We start from the raw sequence: 14,826 nt of genomic DNA on the forward strand, positions 1-14,826 counted from the left end.
TTTATGTTTTTTAAGTAATTATTTCTAAAATTACTTTCTAAGTGTTGTATTTTTGTTTTTTAATTTTTTCTATTGTTGTTTTGAAAGTACTACTAATAATTTTATTAATTTACTTGGGTATAAAAGTTGTCTCAAAATATTTTGGACCGCTAATACTTAAATATTTCACAAAAAAAGCAATGGAACGTTTTGGTGGTCAATTTCGTAACCCTGGAAATCAAAAACAAACACCACCACAAAAAGAAGGTGAAATCTCGATAGATAAAATGCCCGAAAATAAATCTTCAAACAAATCTGTTGGTGAATATGTAGATTACGAGGAAATTGATTAATTTTCAGTTTTAAGAATTATTCTATTTTTTATGCAATCAACTTTAAAAAAAATCTTGCCACATATTCTTGTGTTTGTAGGATTTATAATACTCTCTTTAGCCTATTTTAGTCCTGTTTTACAAGGCAAACAAATTTTACAAAGTGATATTTTGCAGTACAATGGTATGGCAAAGCAGCAACGCGATTTTAAAGTGCAAACAGGTAATGAAGCCTATTGGACAAATAGTGCTTTTGGTGGTATGCCAACCTATCAACTAGGTGCAAGATATCCATATACTTATATTAAAAAACTTGATTTAAGTTTACGGTTTTTACCACGTCCTGCAGATTACCTTTTCTTGTATTTTATTGGTTTTTACATACTTTTATTATGCTTAAAAGTAAATTTTAAACTCGCAGCACTTGGTGCATTAGCCTTTGGCTTTTCAACTTATTTAATTATTATTCTTGGTGTTGGGCACAATAGTAAAGCACATGCTATTGCATATATGCCTTTAGTTTTAAGTGGTATTGTGCTTACGTTTAGAAAAAAATACTTGCTTGGTTTTATTATTACTGCAATTGCTATGGGTTTACAACTGGTAGCAAACCATTTACAAATGACGTATTATTTAATGTTACTCGTTATTGTGCTTGGTATTGTATATTTAATAGATGCTTATAAGAGAAAAGTGCTACCACATTTTTTTAAATCTGTTGGTATTTTAACAGCAGCAGTTGTTCTAGCTGTAGGTTTAAATGCTGCTAATATAATGGCAACACAAGAATATGTTAAGGAAAGTATTCGAAGTAAATCTGAATTAACCATTAATCCTGATGGCTCATCTAAAAAAGATATAACTGCTGGTTTATCTAGAGAAAAAATAACAGAATATAGTTATGGTTATTTAGAAACTTTTAACCTTTTTATTCCAAGATTTCTTGGAGGTGGAATGGGAGAAGACCTAGGTAAAGAGTCTGCATTTTATAAGTTTTATAGGAGTCAAAACGTACCACCTTTAGAAGCTGCAGAAGCAGCAAAAGCTGTTCCTACTTATTGGGGAAACCAACCTATTGTAGAAGCGCCAGCTTATATTGGAGCAGTTGTTTTATTTCTTTTTGTTTTTGCACTGTTTTTAGTAAAAGGAAGATTAAAATGGTGGTTAGTATCAGGTTCAATTTTAGCATTATTATTATCCTACGGAAAAAACCTAGGTTTTCTAACCGACTTTTTTATAGATTTTGTGCCATTGTATAATAAGTTTAGAGCAGTAACTTCTATTCAAGTTGTCTTAGAACTTTGTATTCCTGTATTAGCAATCTTTGGGCTAGTAAAATTATTTAATGATTATGAAAAAGAGGAAGACAAATTTAAAGCATTAAAATTTTCAATATTAATTACTGCTGGATTATGTGTTTTGTTTTTGTTATTTAGATACACAGGAATTGTTTTAGATTTCGAAGGCATAAGAGATGCAGGTTGGGCAGAAGGAGGTGGAAAGCCATTTGTAGATGCTATTGTTGCAGATAGAAAATCAATTTTCACAAAAGATACCTTACGTACATTAGTACTTGTATTGCTGTCTGCTGGAACATTATATTTGTTTTTAAAGCAGAAACTTTCCGAAGTTAAAGTAGTAGTTGTCTTCGCTGTATTAATAGTTTTCGATTTAGTAGGAGTGGATAGACGTTATGTAAATACAGAAAATTTTGTATCGAGTAGAGAAGTACAAGCGCCTTTTAAACAAAATAATGCAGATAAGAAAATACTAAGTGAACCTGGTAATTTTAGAGTTTACGATGTAAGTTCTGGAGCAGGAAGAGCAATCTCTCAAAAAGTAGATGTAATGGCATCTGGAGCAACATCTGCACCATATTTTCACAATACTATTAATGGTTATAGTGCTGTTAGAATGAAACGTTTCGATGAGATTTCTAATTTCTTTCCATTTACAAGGCATCCAGAAATACTAAATATGCTTAACGTTAAGTATATTATTAGTGAAGATGAAAGTAAACAACCTTATCCTTATTTAAATACTGATGCGAATGGTAATGCTTGGTTTATTGAAAAACTAACTAAAGTAAATTCTGCAGACGAAGAGCTTATGTCTTTACTAGATTTAAATACTAAAAATGACGCTGTTGTTTTAGGTAAAGAAACCAGTTCTATTACAAAAAACACATTTACGCTAGATTCTCTAGCTTCAATAAATGTAAAAGAATACCAACCAAATTATATAAAATACGAAACTAATAACGTTAATAATGGTTATGCTGTGTTTTCAGAAATGTATTATGGTAATGGTTGGAATGCTTATGTAAACAGTGAAAAAGCAGACCACAATCGTGTAAACTACTTGTTAAGAGGTATGGAAATACCAAAAGGAAAAAACACGATAGAATTTAAGTTCGAGCCGCAAGTTGTAAAGACAGGAGGTACTATAGCACTAACAAGTTCCATTTTGTTAGGATTAATAGTTTTAGGCGGATTATTTTTTGAATTTAAAAAGAAGACTAAGTAAAAAAAATTCCTGTTTTTACAGGAATGACAACAATGGAAAAAAAGAAAGTTTTAATCATTACTTACTATTGGCCACCAGCAGGAGGACCAGGAGTACAGCGTTGGTTAAAATTTGTAAAATATTTACCTCAATTTGGAGTAGAACCTATTGTGTATTGTCCATCTAACCCTATTTATCCACAAACAGATAATAGTTTGATAGATCAAGTTCCTGAAGGAATTACGATACTTAAACAACCTATAAACGAACCTTATAAATTAGCAGGTTTTTTCTCTAAAAACTCTAAAACCATTAGTAAGGGTATAATACCAGAAGAAAAGAAGCAAAGTCCTATGCAAAAAGCGATGCTTTTTATTCGTGGTAATTTCTTTATTCCAGATGCTAGAAAAAACTGGATAAAACCTTCGGTTAGATACCTATCTACTTATATAAAAGATTTTGAAATAGATACCATTATTACAACTGGTCCACCACATAGCTTGCATATTATAGGTTTAAAATTAAAACAACAACTAGACATTAATTGGATTGCAGATTTTAGAGATCCCTGGACGACCATTGGTTATCACAAACAATTAAAACTTACGCAAGCTGCTAAAAATAAACACAAAATACTAGAAAGTAAAGTGCTAAATAACGCAGATACTATAATTGTAACAAGCGACGTTACTAAAACTGAATTTAGTGCTTTAACTAAAAAACCAATAGCAGTAATTACAAACGGTTATGATATTGAAACAAGTAATACAGAAACTTTAGATTTAGACTTTACATTGGCTCATGTTGGTTCGTTTTTATCAAAACGAAATCCAGAAATTTTATGGCAAGCATTACAAGAATTAATTTTAGAGAATCAAGATTTTGCTAAACACTTTAAGTTAAATTTAATTGGATTAGTAGGAGAGGAGATTTTAATAACTATAGAAAATTATAATTTAACTAAATATTTAAATAATATTGGTTATGTGTCACACAGTGAGTCTGTTATATTTCAGAAAAAAGCACAAGTTTTATTACTTGTAGAAATAGATTCTGAAAATACAAAAGCAATTATACCAGGAAAATTATTTGAGTATATGGTTTCTAATAGACCAATAATTGCCATAGGACCTTCTGGCTCTGATGTCGAAAAAATAATCCAGCAAACCAACACAGGAGATTATTTTTATTATAATGATTTAAAGACTTTAAAAAGAAAGCTTCTTAACCATTTTGAAGCCTTTAAAGCAGGTGATTTAAAAGTCGATCCAATAGGAGTTAACCAATATAGCAGAGAAAATTTAACCAAAAAATTATCTGAAGTAATTCTAGAACAATAACTATATTGAATTTAAACTTTAAAAAAAGTTATGGGAATTGTAATTAAACAGTCTATTCAAAACACAATCACTACCTATTTAGGTTTTGCAATTGGAGCTGTAAATGCATTATTTCTTTACACAAATTTTTTAACCGACGAGTATTATGGTTTAGTAGGTTACTTATTATCTACAGCCAATGTAATGATGCCTTTTTTTATGTTTGGTGTAAGTAATACATTAGTTAAGTTTTATTCATCTTACAAAACAAAAAAACAACAAAACAGCTTTTTAACGTTAATGCTATTTTTGCCATTAATAGCTATAATACCTATTGGTTTTATTGGTGTTTTGGGTTACGAATCCATTAGTAATTGGTTGTCTTCAGAAAACGAAATAATAAAAGATTATACTTATTTAATATATATAATTGCAATTGCAATGGCCTATTTCGAGGTGTTTTTTGCATGGAGTAAAATTCATTATAAGAGTGTGTTTGGTAATATAATGAAAGAGATATTTCACCGTTTAGCCATTATGTTGCTGCTTTTTGGATTACACAATAAACTAATTAACGTAGAACAATTTATTATAGCAATTGTTATAGTTTACGTGGTTAGGATGGTGATTATGAAGTTTTATGCTTTTAGTTTAAGATTACCAAAATTAGATTTAAAATTTAATTTTGAAGTAGCATCTGTATTAAAATACAGTTTTCTTATTATTATAGCAGGTTCTGTGGCTATGTTAATGCTAGATTTAGATAAGTTTATGATTGGTAAACTTAAACTAATCGAGAACATTGCATATTATAACGTAGCTATATTTATAGCAACTGTAATTGCTGTTCCAGCAAGAGCTATGCATCAAATTACATATCCTTTAACTGCTAAGTTTTTAAATGAAAACAATACTATAGCACTAGCAGAATTGTATAAAAAATCGTCAATAAACCTTTTAATTGTAAGTGGTCTTATTTTCATTTTAATAATTGTAAACATAAATCAATTATATATTTTATTACCTCAAGAATATAGTAAGGCTTTATTTGTGGTCTTTATTGTTTCAGTTGTAAAATTGATAGATAACCTTTTAGGTATAAACAATTCAATCATTTTTAATTCAAATTACTATAGAATTATACTCTTTTTTGGAGTACTAATTATTTTTGTTGCAGTTATTTTAAATTACCTATTAATTCCTGTTTACGATATTAATGGAGCAGCAATAGCTACTTTTTTAGCTATGTTATTATATAGTAGTATAAAAGTATGGTATGTAAATAAAAAATTTAAAATGCATCCTTTTTCATTGCAAACTGTTTATTCTTTGGTGCTAATCTTGCTTTTGTCAGTTTCGTTTTACTTTTGGGAGTTTGGTTTTTATCCAATAGTAAACATTATTGCAAAATCTTTTATAGCTGCTGCTATTTATTGTTTTGTTGTATATCGTTTTAAACTTTCAGAAGACATTACAATTATACTTAATAAGGTTTTACGACGATAATTAACTACATCAAAATACATTACAAAAAAAAATCCTGCAAATTGCTTTGGGAAGACAAGTAGCAGGATTTTAACAACTAATTAATTATATTTTATCTTCTATTAGATTTAATTCTAGAAGACGAGCGCTTTGAACCTGATGAAGGCTTGGAAGCTCTTGATGGTGATTTTCTACTAGAAGAAGCAACTCTTTTTTGAGTTTTTGGAGCACTACGTTTTACAGTACTATTACTTCTAGATCTTGGTGTACTTACTTTACTATTTCTAGATCTTGTTGGAGTAGATTTAGTATTACTTCGTGTTCTGGTTTTTGCTGAAGAAGAAGTGTTCCTTGTTCTTGGAGTATTACTAACGGTATTATTACCTCTATTTCTTGGAGTAGAAGCAGTAGTATTATTACGTGTTCTAGTTCTTGGTGTAGACGCTACACGAGTTCTACCGCTAGTTCTAGAAGCATAACTTCTGTTTCTTGTAATTGTGTTTCCTCTTCGGCTTGCAACAGCAGATCTGCGTCTGTAGTTGTTAGTATATGGTCTATCATATCTATAACGAATAGGTGTGTAATTTCTTCTGTATGGATTATTAAATACTACACAATAGTTATATGCAGGTACAGAATAATAGCTGTGCCAAGGTCTAAAAACATAAGCTCTGTTATAAACGTTTATAAATCCAGAACAATAATCGAAAACATTAAATCTATTATAGTGTACATATAATCCACCAACACGGTTAATATAACCTCTACTGTTATAGTTTATGTTTACATTTCCTGCTTGGCTTATTCTACCATAATGATCGTAATAAATAGGAGTGTTCTCTATTTGAATAATTGCTCCAAACTCATCATACTGTACATACGAACCATAATCGTAACCAGAATTAAAACTAATATTTACATTAGGAGAACCAACAGCGACATTTACATTAGGTCCATTTTCTGGCATGTAAAAATCAAACTGTCCATCTGCATAGATTGAAAACTCAATACCTTGCTCATTAAATATAAAAGATTTGCCGTAACCTCTATAAGAAGTTGAAGCATTGGTTTCTAAAGTATTTAGGTTATTAGTATTGTCTGCATTTACAGTGACACTCGTTAAGAGTAAAGCTGTAAATAAATAGATTAAGTGTTTCATAATATTTGTTTTTAAAGTTCAATACTAGATTAATTACAAGCATCGTGCCAAAAAGTAAAACGGTGTAGTTTTGTAAACCGAATAATATCATGTAGTTTCGCATTATTCTTAACAATAGCAAGCATTTATGTCTTTTAAAAAATTAAATCCAGAAATTTTAGAAGCTTTAGAAATTAATAATTTTGAAGCGCCAACACCACTACAAAAAAAGGTGTTGCCAATAATTAAAGGAGGTGCAAATGTGTTTTGTATTGGTAGTAAAGGCTCTGGAAAAACAACAGCAATTGTTATTAGTGTTATGCAAAAATTAAAATGCATACAAGAAGGAGATGCACCAAGAGCTTTAATTTTAGTAGAAACTAAAGTTCAAGCATTAAAACTTAAAGAAGAATTCGAGAAATTTGTAAAACCAAGAACACTTAGAATTTACACTGCTTACGATGAGCAAACACTAGACCAACAGCGTGAAGAAATTTATTACGGACAAGATATCTTAATTGCCACACCAAAACGCTTAAACAAGCTGTATTTGTTAAACAGTTTAGATTTGAGCCAATTAACACTATACATTTTAGAAGATGCAGAGTTTGCTGAAAAAGGACTGTATTTTGCAGCTATTAACCGTATTCCAGAAAGTATCGATAAATGTCAATATCTTGTTTTTGCCGAAAAACTAAGTCCTAGACTAAAGCGTTTTGAAGATACGTTTATGTATCGTGCGCAAATTGTGAAGGTTTAATTTGTTTGCTTAATTATTATTAATAATAGCATACTATATATTTAAAAGTAGGGTTTTTTTAAGGTTAATTGTATTACTAATAACAATAACCCAAACAAAAAATCAAAATATATTTTATGAAAACAATTACTAGAATTTTAGGAGTGTTTTTTTTATTAATTATAGTAACAAACACCTCTCATGCTCAACTAATTATTACCGAAGTTCAATCTTCAAATTCAGCATTAACTTACGATTTAGACGAATATGATTGGATAGAAATCTATAATTCTGGTAGTACAGATATAGATCTTACAGGATATTATATAAGTGATGACCCTACTAATCCCTCAAAATCAGAACTATCAGCAACTACTAATATTGGGCAGCAAACAGATAATGATCCTGTAATAACACCAGGTGAGTATAAGATTGTGCTTTGTTCTAATGAAGCGCTTATAAGTTTTTACGATTATTTCCATACCAATTTTAAGCTTTCTTCTAATGGAGAAGAGGTGCATCTTTACGACCCAAACCTTAATTTAATTTCATCGTTAGTATTTCCTGCACTATTCGTAAACGAGTCTTATGGTTATAATACTGCTGGTGAGTTGGGATATTTTACAGTACCTACACCAGAGGCAGAAAATGGATTGGCTAATTTTAGTGTTTTAGGAGCCACTTTAAATCCTCCTGTTGTTGATTTGCCTAATCAAATATTTACAGCTACTCAACAAGTAAGTATCCTTTCAGATCAAGCAGGCACTATATATTATACTTTAGATGGTTCTAATCCAACAGCGGCATCAACTCAATATACAGGATCGTTTTCAGTGAATACTACAACGGTTGTAAAATCTATTTTAATTCAGTCAAATACTGGAGAAATAAGTACTATTGGTATGCGAACACTACTGTTTAATGTAAGTCACCAATTAGGTGTGTTATCTATTACACCTCAAGATTATACACGATATGGATCTGGAGATCCTTCTGGTAATTACAAAAAACCTGTGTTTAATGGTCGTGTATGGGTTGAGCTAATAGAACCAGACAACAGTACATCTATTGCACAGTACGCAAATTATACAGCATCTGGAAAAACCTCTGGAAATTTACCTCCTTTAAATGGAAAACTACGTACCAAAGAAATATATGGTGACGAAGTCTTTAATAACCAAAACGGTGTTATTTTTCCAAAAAAACAGCATATTGAAGATGTTTATGGCTTTATTATAAAAAATGCAAGTCAAGATTGGAACGAAGCAAACCTGCGAGATGTTTTTTCTACAGCACTTATTACAGAAAATACGCTAATAGATTATGGTTTTGAAGACAACAGACGTGTTGTTGTATATGTAAATGGAGAGTATCAAGGCGTTTTAAGTATATCGGAAGATGATGATGATGATTTTGAAGAAAATAATTACCAAGATGAAAATATTATAGAAAATTATGATCTTTTTGATTTGTCTAATCTTATTGAATCAACCGATATTACTATCGAAACAGAACGAAATAGTCTATTAGAAATAGTAGACATGAGAGATTATTACTTTTTTAATTTCCATCTTGCTTATGGAGCTATGGGTAATGAAACTGGAGATTTTGGTTACAGAGTTGATGGAGAAAAAGCAGATTGGATTATACACGATGAAGATGTTTCTTTTGCCCCAAATAATTTTTATAATACAGATTTTACAATTAGTACGCCTTTAATATACAATCCTAATAGTACTAGTACTCATTATGTTCAAGCAGATGACTATGTAGTATTTAAAGAAGATTTTATACAATCTTGGTGTACCTATGCTAGTTTTATGTATGATGAAGCTAGAGTTTTAGAAATATTAAATGCTACCGAAGCTGAAATAGAATTAGAAATGGCAGCAACTATACAATACCACAAAGATTTTATTACAGAAAGAGCAGGTATGGGACTTACTTTTTATGATGAAGCTGTACCAGTAAATGATTTAATTTCTTGGAAAGCCGAAGTACAAGTAATAAGAGATTTTGTTACAGATCGACTAGATAATTTATATACCGATTTTCAAGCACGTTATACTTTAGACGCTCCAGAAAATTTTGAAATCTCTAGTAATGATTATGCTATGGGCTATGTTAGAGTACAAAGTGTAAAATTAAGAGAAGAAACTATGACAGGACAGTTTTTTAAAAACATGCCTATAGAATTAATAGCAGAACCTAATTTGGGTTATCAATTTTCTCATTGGGAAGGACTTTCAACAAGTACAAATTCGCAAATAGATGTTAGTCTTAGTGCAAGTGCAAGTGCAAGTGCACAAATAAAAGCTTTTTTTGAACCTATCCCTATTACTTCGGTAAGTTTACATATTAATGAAGTACAATCTAAAAACGATACTACTTATGCCGATGAATTTGGAGAATATAACGATTGGGTAGAGATTTACAATTTTGGTACTACAGCTGTAGATTTAGCAGGTTTCTACCTTTCAGATAATCCGAGTATTACTAATAAATACCAAGTGCTAAGTGGCGATCCAACAAAAACTACAGTTCCTGCAGGAGGATTTTTAGTATTATGGTTGGATAATGACATAGAGCAAGGCGCAAATCATTTAGGTTTTAAATTAAGTTCAGAGGATGAAATATTATTGGTAAATGTAGATGGAGTAACACTAATAGATTCCCTTTCTTTTGATTTAAATGCAGACGAGTCTTATGGGTCAAGTACAGATGGAGACAGTATTAATTATCAAGTATTTACTACACCAACACCAAACGCAACAAATAATGATACAACCTTAAGTGTAGATAATTTTAATATTACAGGTATTATTGTATATCCAAATCCAGTAACAAACGGTATAATTAATATTAATTCTTATTCAGAAAATGATATGGAAGTAGTCTTGTTTGATCTATTAGGAAAACGTTTAGAAGCTAAATTTTTTAATAATACTTTAGATATTTCTAATTTAAAAACTGGACAATATTTTTTAAAAATTATTCAGGATAATAAAACGTCTATTAAAAAAATAATAATTGAATAAAACACTATTAATTTGTTTTGCAGATAAAGAGCATTACTTCTCTTAAACAACAAAAAATCCCATAAACCTTAGTTTGTGGGATTTTTTTGAATATAAGTAATAAAGTGTTTTCTTTTTTTTTAATTATTACGTTTTACTTTACCAATACTTTTATGTAAAGTGCATAAATGGTGAAGGTTTAATTTATTGTTTTATAAAAAAAATAAAACTTTATTATGTTTAAAACTAAACAAATACTTGTGTTTTTTATAGTATTCTTATTTTCCTTTTCTTCTCAAGCTCAAAAAATAAAAGCAGAAATTTATCTCATAAATGGAGATACATTATCTGGATATACTAATAATTTGCAATGGGATTTTATTAAATTTAGAACAGGTAAAAAAGGCAGGTTTAAAAGTTATGGACCAAAAGAAATCACTGGAGCCAAAACTTATATTACTAATGGTATTATTCAATATAGAATAATTGGTTTTAAGAAAAATATTGAAAAACAAAAAATCAAATATAGATTAGCACAAGTAATAATAGTTGGTAAAGTAAATTATTATAAACATTCTTACGTTTATGGTGCAGATAGTGCTAGTGGTTTAGATGGAACAATTAACACCAATGCGCATTCTGGTTTTAGACAAAGCGAATATTTTGTTAAGCGTAAAGATGAAATTCTTGCAACTTATCTTTCAACTGGTGGTCAAGTAATTTTTGCTAAAAACTTTAAGAAAGCTATTTTAGATTACTTCAAAGATTGTACTAAACTTATTGCTAAAATAGAAAATGACACATCAAAAAAGCGTAACATATCTGAAATAGTTGAGTTTTATAATACTAAATGCGAATAATTTTAGCTTTTTTAATTTATTACAAAGATATTTTTTTAAACTCGAATGTATGTGAATAAATAATGATTCAATAATTTTTATTTTAAATATTGAATCCTTAAACTTGTATATGCTTTCAAAAAAAATGAAAGATTAATTGCTTTAAATGTTAAAACTAAGTAACTATAAAATAAGAGGTAATAAGCTAAGTTTTTCTTATTGCCATAGATTACCTGAGCGCTCATTTTTTTTTAAAGGAAGGCAGTTTCCTTTATGTTCTAGATGTACAGGTATTAATCTTGGTTATTTTATTTTGCCGCTTTTTATATTTAATTTAATTAGTATTCCGCTTTGGTGGTCTATATTAATGGTTATACCAACTTATATAGATGGTACTATACAGGCTTATACCAAATATCAGAGTACAAATTTTATTAGATTTACAACAGGAATAATATCTGGAATTGGCACTATGTCTTTAGTGTCTATTCTTGGAATTGCAATAGGAAAATTTATATTAACCATTATCAACTAAAAATTATGTCAGATCAATTAAACAATTTAAACAACAATCCAGACGATCAATTAGAAACTGGAATGAAAGTATTATCATTTTGTATTCCACTAGCTGGAGCAATTATCTATTTTACAAGTAAAGAGAAATCGCCAAATAAAGCAAAACAAGCATGTCATTTTGCACTTTATGGATTAGCTTTAGGTGTTGTTCTTCAAATTATTTCTGTGGTAGTATCAGGAGTTATATAATAACGTTTAGGTAATAATAAACATAAAAAATCCCACAAACATAAGTCTGTGGAATTTTTTTTATTTTATAAATTTTATAGAAGTGCTTAACTTCTTTTCTTAACTTTTTTTAGCTTTTTCTTCTTAATCACTTTTCCATTTTTCTTGTAGTAGTAATGGTCATTATCATTATTCCAATTGTTATCCCAATCAGTATCTTGTTGGTGAGAATAATCGAAATGGTTTATAGAACAAGCGCTTCCTCCACAAATACCACAACCTTGATTATGGTGGTTTACTTGACCAATTGTTTTAATTAATCTTCCACGTCTATCGTATTTTAATTGTAAACTTCCAACTTGTGTTAAAAGACCACTTCTGTTATAGCTCATATAAATACTACCTAAGCGCTTTACTTGCCCAATACGGTTATAGTTTACAAATACATTACCAATACGTCTAACCTTTCCACTTGCATCGTGAGTAATTATTACACCTCTACTTCTTGGTGCTGTATATTTTACTCGAGTTCCTGGAGATCCATAAGTTGTGTTTATAGAACGTGTTCTAGTGTTAGAACGTTTGTAATATTGGTTATCATTACCAGAATTATAATTGTTGTTATTAATTTGAGTATTAAAGTCGAAAGTGCCATCAGGAAATATTAAAAATTCAACACCACGTTCGGTAAACTGAATTGGTTGTGTGTAATGATTGTAATAATTTGTAGTTAAATCTTCACCTTTCGATGCAGATTCAAATTTCTCTACTGCAGTTACAGTTGTTAATCCCATTAACAAACCTGTAAATAATAGTACTAATTTTCTCATAGTATTATGGTTTTAGATTTTTGCGAACTTCCAAACGATTTGAAATAGCTTAATAGCCTTCACAATATGTTTATATGTTTTCAATTGCCGTGCCAAACTTGTTAAGTGTTGATTTTATTGATGCTTAGGTAACGTTAAGAACATCTGTTTTAATTTATTTATTATTGAATAAACTCATTATTAGTATTATATTTACGAGTAATAAACATAACCAACCAATGTCAATTCAATACAAAACTTGTAAAAATTGTGAAAATGATTTTAGAAGCAACTTCGATTTCTGCCCACATTGTGGCATGAAAGATAAAGAGGGATTGACTTTAACTGTTTTGTTTTATAACACAGTAAGTAATTACTTCTCTTTCGATGCTCGTTTTTTTTAAAGCTCTATTCCATTATTATTAAAACCAGGTTATTTAACTACAAAATTTGTATGGGGAAAGCGTTTATTGTATTCACATCCAGGACAAATGTATTTGTTTGCTGCTGTAGTATTTTTCTTTTTATTCTCTTTTAGTGCAAAAAAAAGGCGCAAGAGAATTTGATAAAGGGCTATCAGAATCATTTGAAGATATCACAAAAATAGATTCATTATCAGGAGGAGTAATAAAGTATAAAAAGGAAAAAGATTCAATTTCAAGAGAAGAAGCGCGTTCCACACTTAAAAAGAGTTCATTCTTTACAGGAATGACAGATAAAGAAGTAGATTCTATAGTCGATAGTAAAAATTTTAATACTAAAAAGAATAATATTAAATTTACTGGAAATAAAACAGATTCCTTAATTAAAATTAAAGCTCCAGATGCAGAGATTTTAAAAGAAATGGGTTTAAAAAAGGAAGATGGCGTTTTTAAAAAACGCTTATATGGCCAAGTATTAAAGTTTCTAAAATCTAAAAAAGGAGGAAGTATTCTTCTAGCTTTTTACGATGCGGCACCAATAGCAATGTTCTTTATATTACCCATTTTTGCTTTAATTTTAAAGCTGTTTTATAGAAAACGAGGACGTTATTCTCATCACTTAGTCTTTAGTTTTTATTATTTCGCATTTTTATTTACTGTTTTTAGTCTTGTAGTTGGTATTAACTATATAACAGATATTCCAGATTCAATAGATGCTTTAATTGTTTTGTCAGTTTTCTTTTACTTAGTTATTGCACTTAAAAAATTTCACCAACAAGGTTGGTTTAAGAGTTTGTTAAAAGGAAGTTTAGCTACTATGATGTTTTTTCCAGTACTATTTGTAGTTACATCTTGCGTCTTGTTTTTCTCTTTTATGTTTTATTAGATTCTGCATGCCAAATAGGAACGTTTAGAAAATTACTTAAAATTTCAGTATCGATAATTAGTTTTTTTAAATTACCATGATCCACAACATTTAATCTAGTAGCATCATCTAAAACTAAATTAAGTTCAAAACTTTTATAACTTCCGTTATCACTAGAAATAGTTTCACCAATAAGTTGCAATGCTATAATACGGTTTAACGAAACATAATTTTTATTTTCACGATTCACATTTTTTCTAAAACCTTTATAGTAGTAATTAGAATTTTTATTAAAAACTCTAGGTCTTAGAAATAGTAATAGAATAAAAATTCCAGCAGCTAGAAATACTGCTCCAAAAAGAAGTAAGAATAAATACTCAGAAGTAGTAGTGCCAATTATAATTTTATAAATACCAAAACTAAAAATACCTAAACCTGTTAAAGCAAATACTAATGCAAATGCCAAACCATTTATTGATGGTTTAAAAGCGAAACCATTACTGGTTTTACTTAAGCTATGGGTTTTAAAGCTTGCACCACCATTGTAACAAGGAGCAGTAGATACTGTATTCTTTATAATTTCAAGATCATACATGTTAAAGTTTTTCTTTTAAGTATTTTCCAGTTTCCGAA

15 protein-coding genes are annotated in these 14,826 nt (G+C 29.3%); 12 read left to right on the forward strand and 3 right to left on the reverse strand.

All coding sequences use genetic code 11. From position 1 onward, the window contains the following. Positions 1 to 41: 41 nt before the first annotated feature. The 4 genes from Q0C58_RS07285 to Q0C58_RS07300 are packed head-to-tail and all read left to right on the forward strand — an operon-like array spanning position 42 to position 5,641. A complete protein-coding gene (locus Q0C58_RS07285; RefSeq protein ID WP_366841448.1) occupies positions 42 to 332 on the forward strand; it encodes a DUF4834 family protein in 291 nt (96 codons plus the stop codon). Positions 333 to 362: 30 nt separating this feature from the next. Further along, positions 363 to 2,837, forward strand: coding sequence for a YfhO family protein (locus Q0C58_RS07290; protein ID WP_290699376.1), 2,475 nt, complete (start codon positions 363 to 365; stop codon positions 2,835 to 2,837). 32 nt (positions 2,838 to 2,869) lie between these two features. Further along, the gene (locus Q0C58_RS07295; protein WP_290699379.1) at positions 2,870 to 4,156 is read left to right on the forward strand and encodes a glycosyltransferase; all 1,287 of its coding nucleotides are present in this window, start codon (positions 2,870 to 2,872) and stop codon (positions 4,154 to 4,156) included. 30 nt (positions 4,157 to 4,186) lie between these two features. Further along, positions 4,187 to 5,641 carry a polysaccharide biosynthesis C-terminal domain-containing protein gene (locus Q0C58_RS07300; RefSeq protein ID WP_290699382.1) on the forward strand — a complete coding sequence of 485 codons (1,455 nt, stop codon included), beginning with the start codon at positions 4,187 to 4,189 and terminating at the stop codon, positions 5,639 to 5,641. Between the two features lie 91 nt (positions 5,642 to 5,732). Here the strand turns inward: Q0C58_RS07300 and Q0C58_RS07305 are convergent, their stop codons facing one another. Next, the gene (locus Q0C58_RS07305) at positions 5,733 to 6,779 is read right to left on the reverse strand and encodes a hypothetical protein (RefSeq protein ID WP_290699385.1); all 1,047 of its coding nucleotides are present in this window, start codon (positions 6,777 to 6,779) and stop codon (positions 5,733 to 5,735) included. 127 nt (positions 6,780 to 6,906) lie between these two features. Between Q0C58_RS07305 and Q0C58_RS07310 the strand changes: the two genes are divergently transcribed. From Q0C58_RS07310 to Q0C58_RS07330, 5 genes are all read left to right on the forward strand, one after another. After that, positions 6,907 to 7,518, forward strand: a complete 612-nt coding sequence (locus Q0C58_RS07310) for a DEAD/DEAH box helicase (RefSeq protein WP_290699388.1) — start codon at positions 6,907 to 6,909, stop codon at positions 7,516 to 7,518. A 116-nt stretch (positions 7,519 to 7,634) separates the two neighbouring features. Further along, a complete protein-coding gene (locus Q0C58_RS07315) occupies positions 7,635 to 10,535 on the forward strand; it encodes a lamin tail domain-containing protein (protein WP_290699391.1) in 2,901 nt (966 codons plus the stop codon). Between the two features lie 215 nt (positions 10,536 to 10,750). Beyond that, positions 10,751 to 11,374: a hypothetical protein gene (locus tag Q0C58_RS07320; protein WP_290699394.1), complete on the forward strand. Its 624-nt coding sequence runs from the start codon at positions 10,751 to 10,753 to the stop codon at positions 11,372 to 11,374. Between the two features lie 145 nt (positions 11,375 to 11,519). Beyond that, positions 11,520 to 11,888, forward strand: a complete 369-nt coding sequence (locus Q0C58_RS07325) for a DUF2085 domain-containing protein (RefSeq protein ID WP_290699397.1) — start codon at positions 11,520 to 11,522, stop codon at positions 11,886 to 11,888. Between the two features lie 5 nt (positions 11,889 to 11,893). Beyond that, the gene (locus tag Q0C58_RS07330) at positions 11,894 to 12,118 is read left to right on the forward strand and encodes a hypothetical protein (protein ID WP_290699400.1); all 225 of its coding nucleotides are present in this window, start codon (positions 11,894 to 11,896) and stop codon (positions 12,116 to 12,118) included. A gap of 86 nt (positions 12,119 to 12,204) precedes the next feature. Here Q0C58_RS07330 and Q0C58_RS07335 read toward each other — a convergent pair whose 3' ends face one another. Next, positions 12,205 to 12,927, reverse strand: coding sequence for a hypothetical protein (locus Q0C58_RS07335; RefSeq protein WP_290699402.1), 723 nt, complete (start codon positions 12,925 to 12,927; stop codon positions 12,205 to 12,207). Positions 12,928 to 13,145: 218 nt separating this feature from the next. On the opposite strand from Q0C58_RS07335, the gene Q0C58_RS07340 reads away from it, so the two are divergent. From Q0C58_RS07340 to Q0C58_RS07350, 3 genes are read left to right on the forward strand one after another with little or no spacing between them, the layout of a single operon-like run. Further along, complete coding sequence (locus Q0C58_RS07340) at positions 13,146 to 13,310, forward strand: hypothetical protein (RefSeq protein ID WP_290699405.1); 165 nt, start codon at positions 13,146 to 13,148, stop codon at positions 13,308 to 13,310. Positions 13,311 to 13,316: 6 nt separating this feature from the next. Further along, complete coding sequence (locus Q0C58_RS07345; RefSeq protein ID WP_290699416.1) at positions 13,317 to 13,472, forward strand: DUF3667 domain-containing protein; 156 nt, start codon at positions 13,317 to 13,319, stop codon at positions 13,470 to 13,472. Then, complete coding sequence (locus Q0C58_RS07350; RefSeq protein ID WP_290699408.1) at positions 13,444 to 14,214, forward strand: hypothetical protein; 771 nt, start codon at positions 13,444 to 13,446, stop codon at positions 14,212 to 14,214. The genes Q0C58_RS07345 and Q0C58_RS07350 overlap by 29 nt, the downstream gene beginning before the upstream one ends. Here the strand turns inward: Q0C58_RS07350 and Q0C58_RS07355 are convergent. Next, a complete protein-coding gene (locus Q0C58_RS07355; RefSeq protein ID WP_290699410.1) occupies positions 14,201 to 14,788 on the reverse strand; it encodes a hypothetical protein in 588 nt (195 codons plus the stop codon). The two genes, Q0C58_RS07350 and Q0C58_RS07355, sit on opposite strands and share 14 nt — an antisense overlap. Between the last annotated feature and the right edge of the window lie 38 nt (positions 14,789 to 14,826).

Origin of the sequence: Lacinutrix sp. (assembly GCF_023299985.1) — a bacterium.
Taxonomy (GTDB): domain Bacteria; phylum Bacteroidota; class Bacteroidia; order Flavobacteriales; family Flavobacteriaceae; genus Lacinutrix.

Excerpts from the sequence above, each read along its gene's own strand:
- Q0C58_RS07290 (WP_290699376.1), top strand. The coding sequence starts at position 363 with ATGCAATCAACTTTAAAAAAAATCTTGCCACATATTCTTGTGTTTGTA.
- Q0C58_RS07295 (WP_290699379.1), top strand. The coding sequence starts at position 2,870 with ATGGAAAAAAAGAAAGTTTTAATCATTACTTACTATTGGCCACCAGCA.
- Q0C58_RS07300 (WP_290699382.1), top strand. The coding sequence starts at position 4,187 with ATGGGAATTGTAATTAAACAGTCTATTCAAAACACAATCACTACCTAT.
- Q0C58_RS07305 (WP_290699385.1), bottom strand. The coding sequence starts at position 6,779 with ATGAAACACTTAATCTATTTATTTACAGCTTTACTCTTAACGAGTGTC.
- Q0C58_RS07310 (WP_290699388.1), top strand. The coding sequence starts at position 6,907 with ATGTCTTTTAAAAAATTAAATCCAGAAATTTTAGAAGCTTTAGAAATT.
- Q0C58_RS07315 (WP_290699391.1), top strand. The coding sequence starts at position 7,635 with ATGAAAACAATTACTAGAATTTTAGGAGTGTTTTTTTTATTAATTATA.
- Q0C58_RS07320 (WP_290699394.1), top strand. The coding sequence starts at position 10,751 with ATGTTTAAAACTAAACAAATACTTGTGTTTTTTATAGTATTCTTATTT.
- Q0C58_RS07325 (WP_290699397.1), top strand. The coding sequence starts at position 11,520 with ATGTTAAAACTAAGTAACTATAAAATAAGAGGTAATAAGCTAAGTTTT.
- Q0C58_RS07330 (WP_290699400.1), top strand. The coding sequence starts at position 11,894 with ATGTCAGATCAATTAAACAATTTAAACAACAATCCAGACGATCAATTA.
- Q0C58_RS07335 (WP_290699402.1), bottom strand. The coding sequence starts at position 12,927 with ATGAGAAAATTAGTACTATTATTTACAGGTTTGTTAATGGGATTAACA.
- Q0C58_RS07340 (WP_290699405.1), top strand. The coding sequence starts at position 13,146 with ATGTCAATTCAATACAAAACTTGTAAAAATTGTGAAAATGATTTTAGA.
- Q0C58_RS07355 (WP_290699410.1), bottom strand. The coding sequence starts at position 14,788 with ATGTATGATCTTGAAATTATAAAGAATACAGTATCTACTGCTCCTTGT.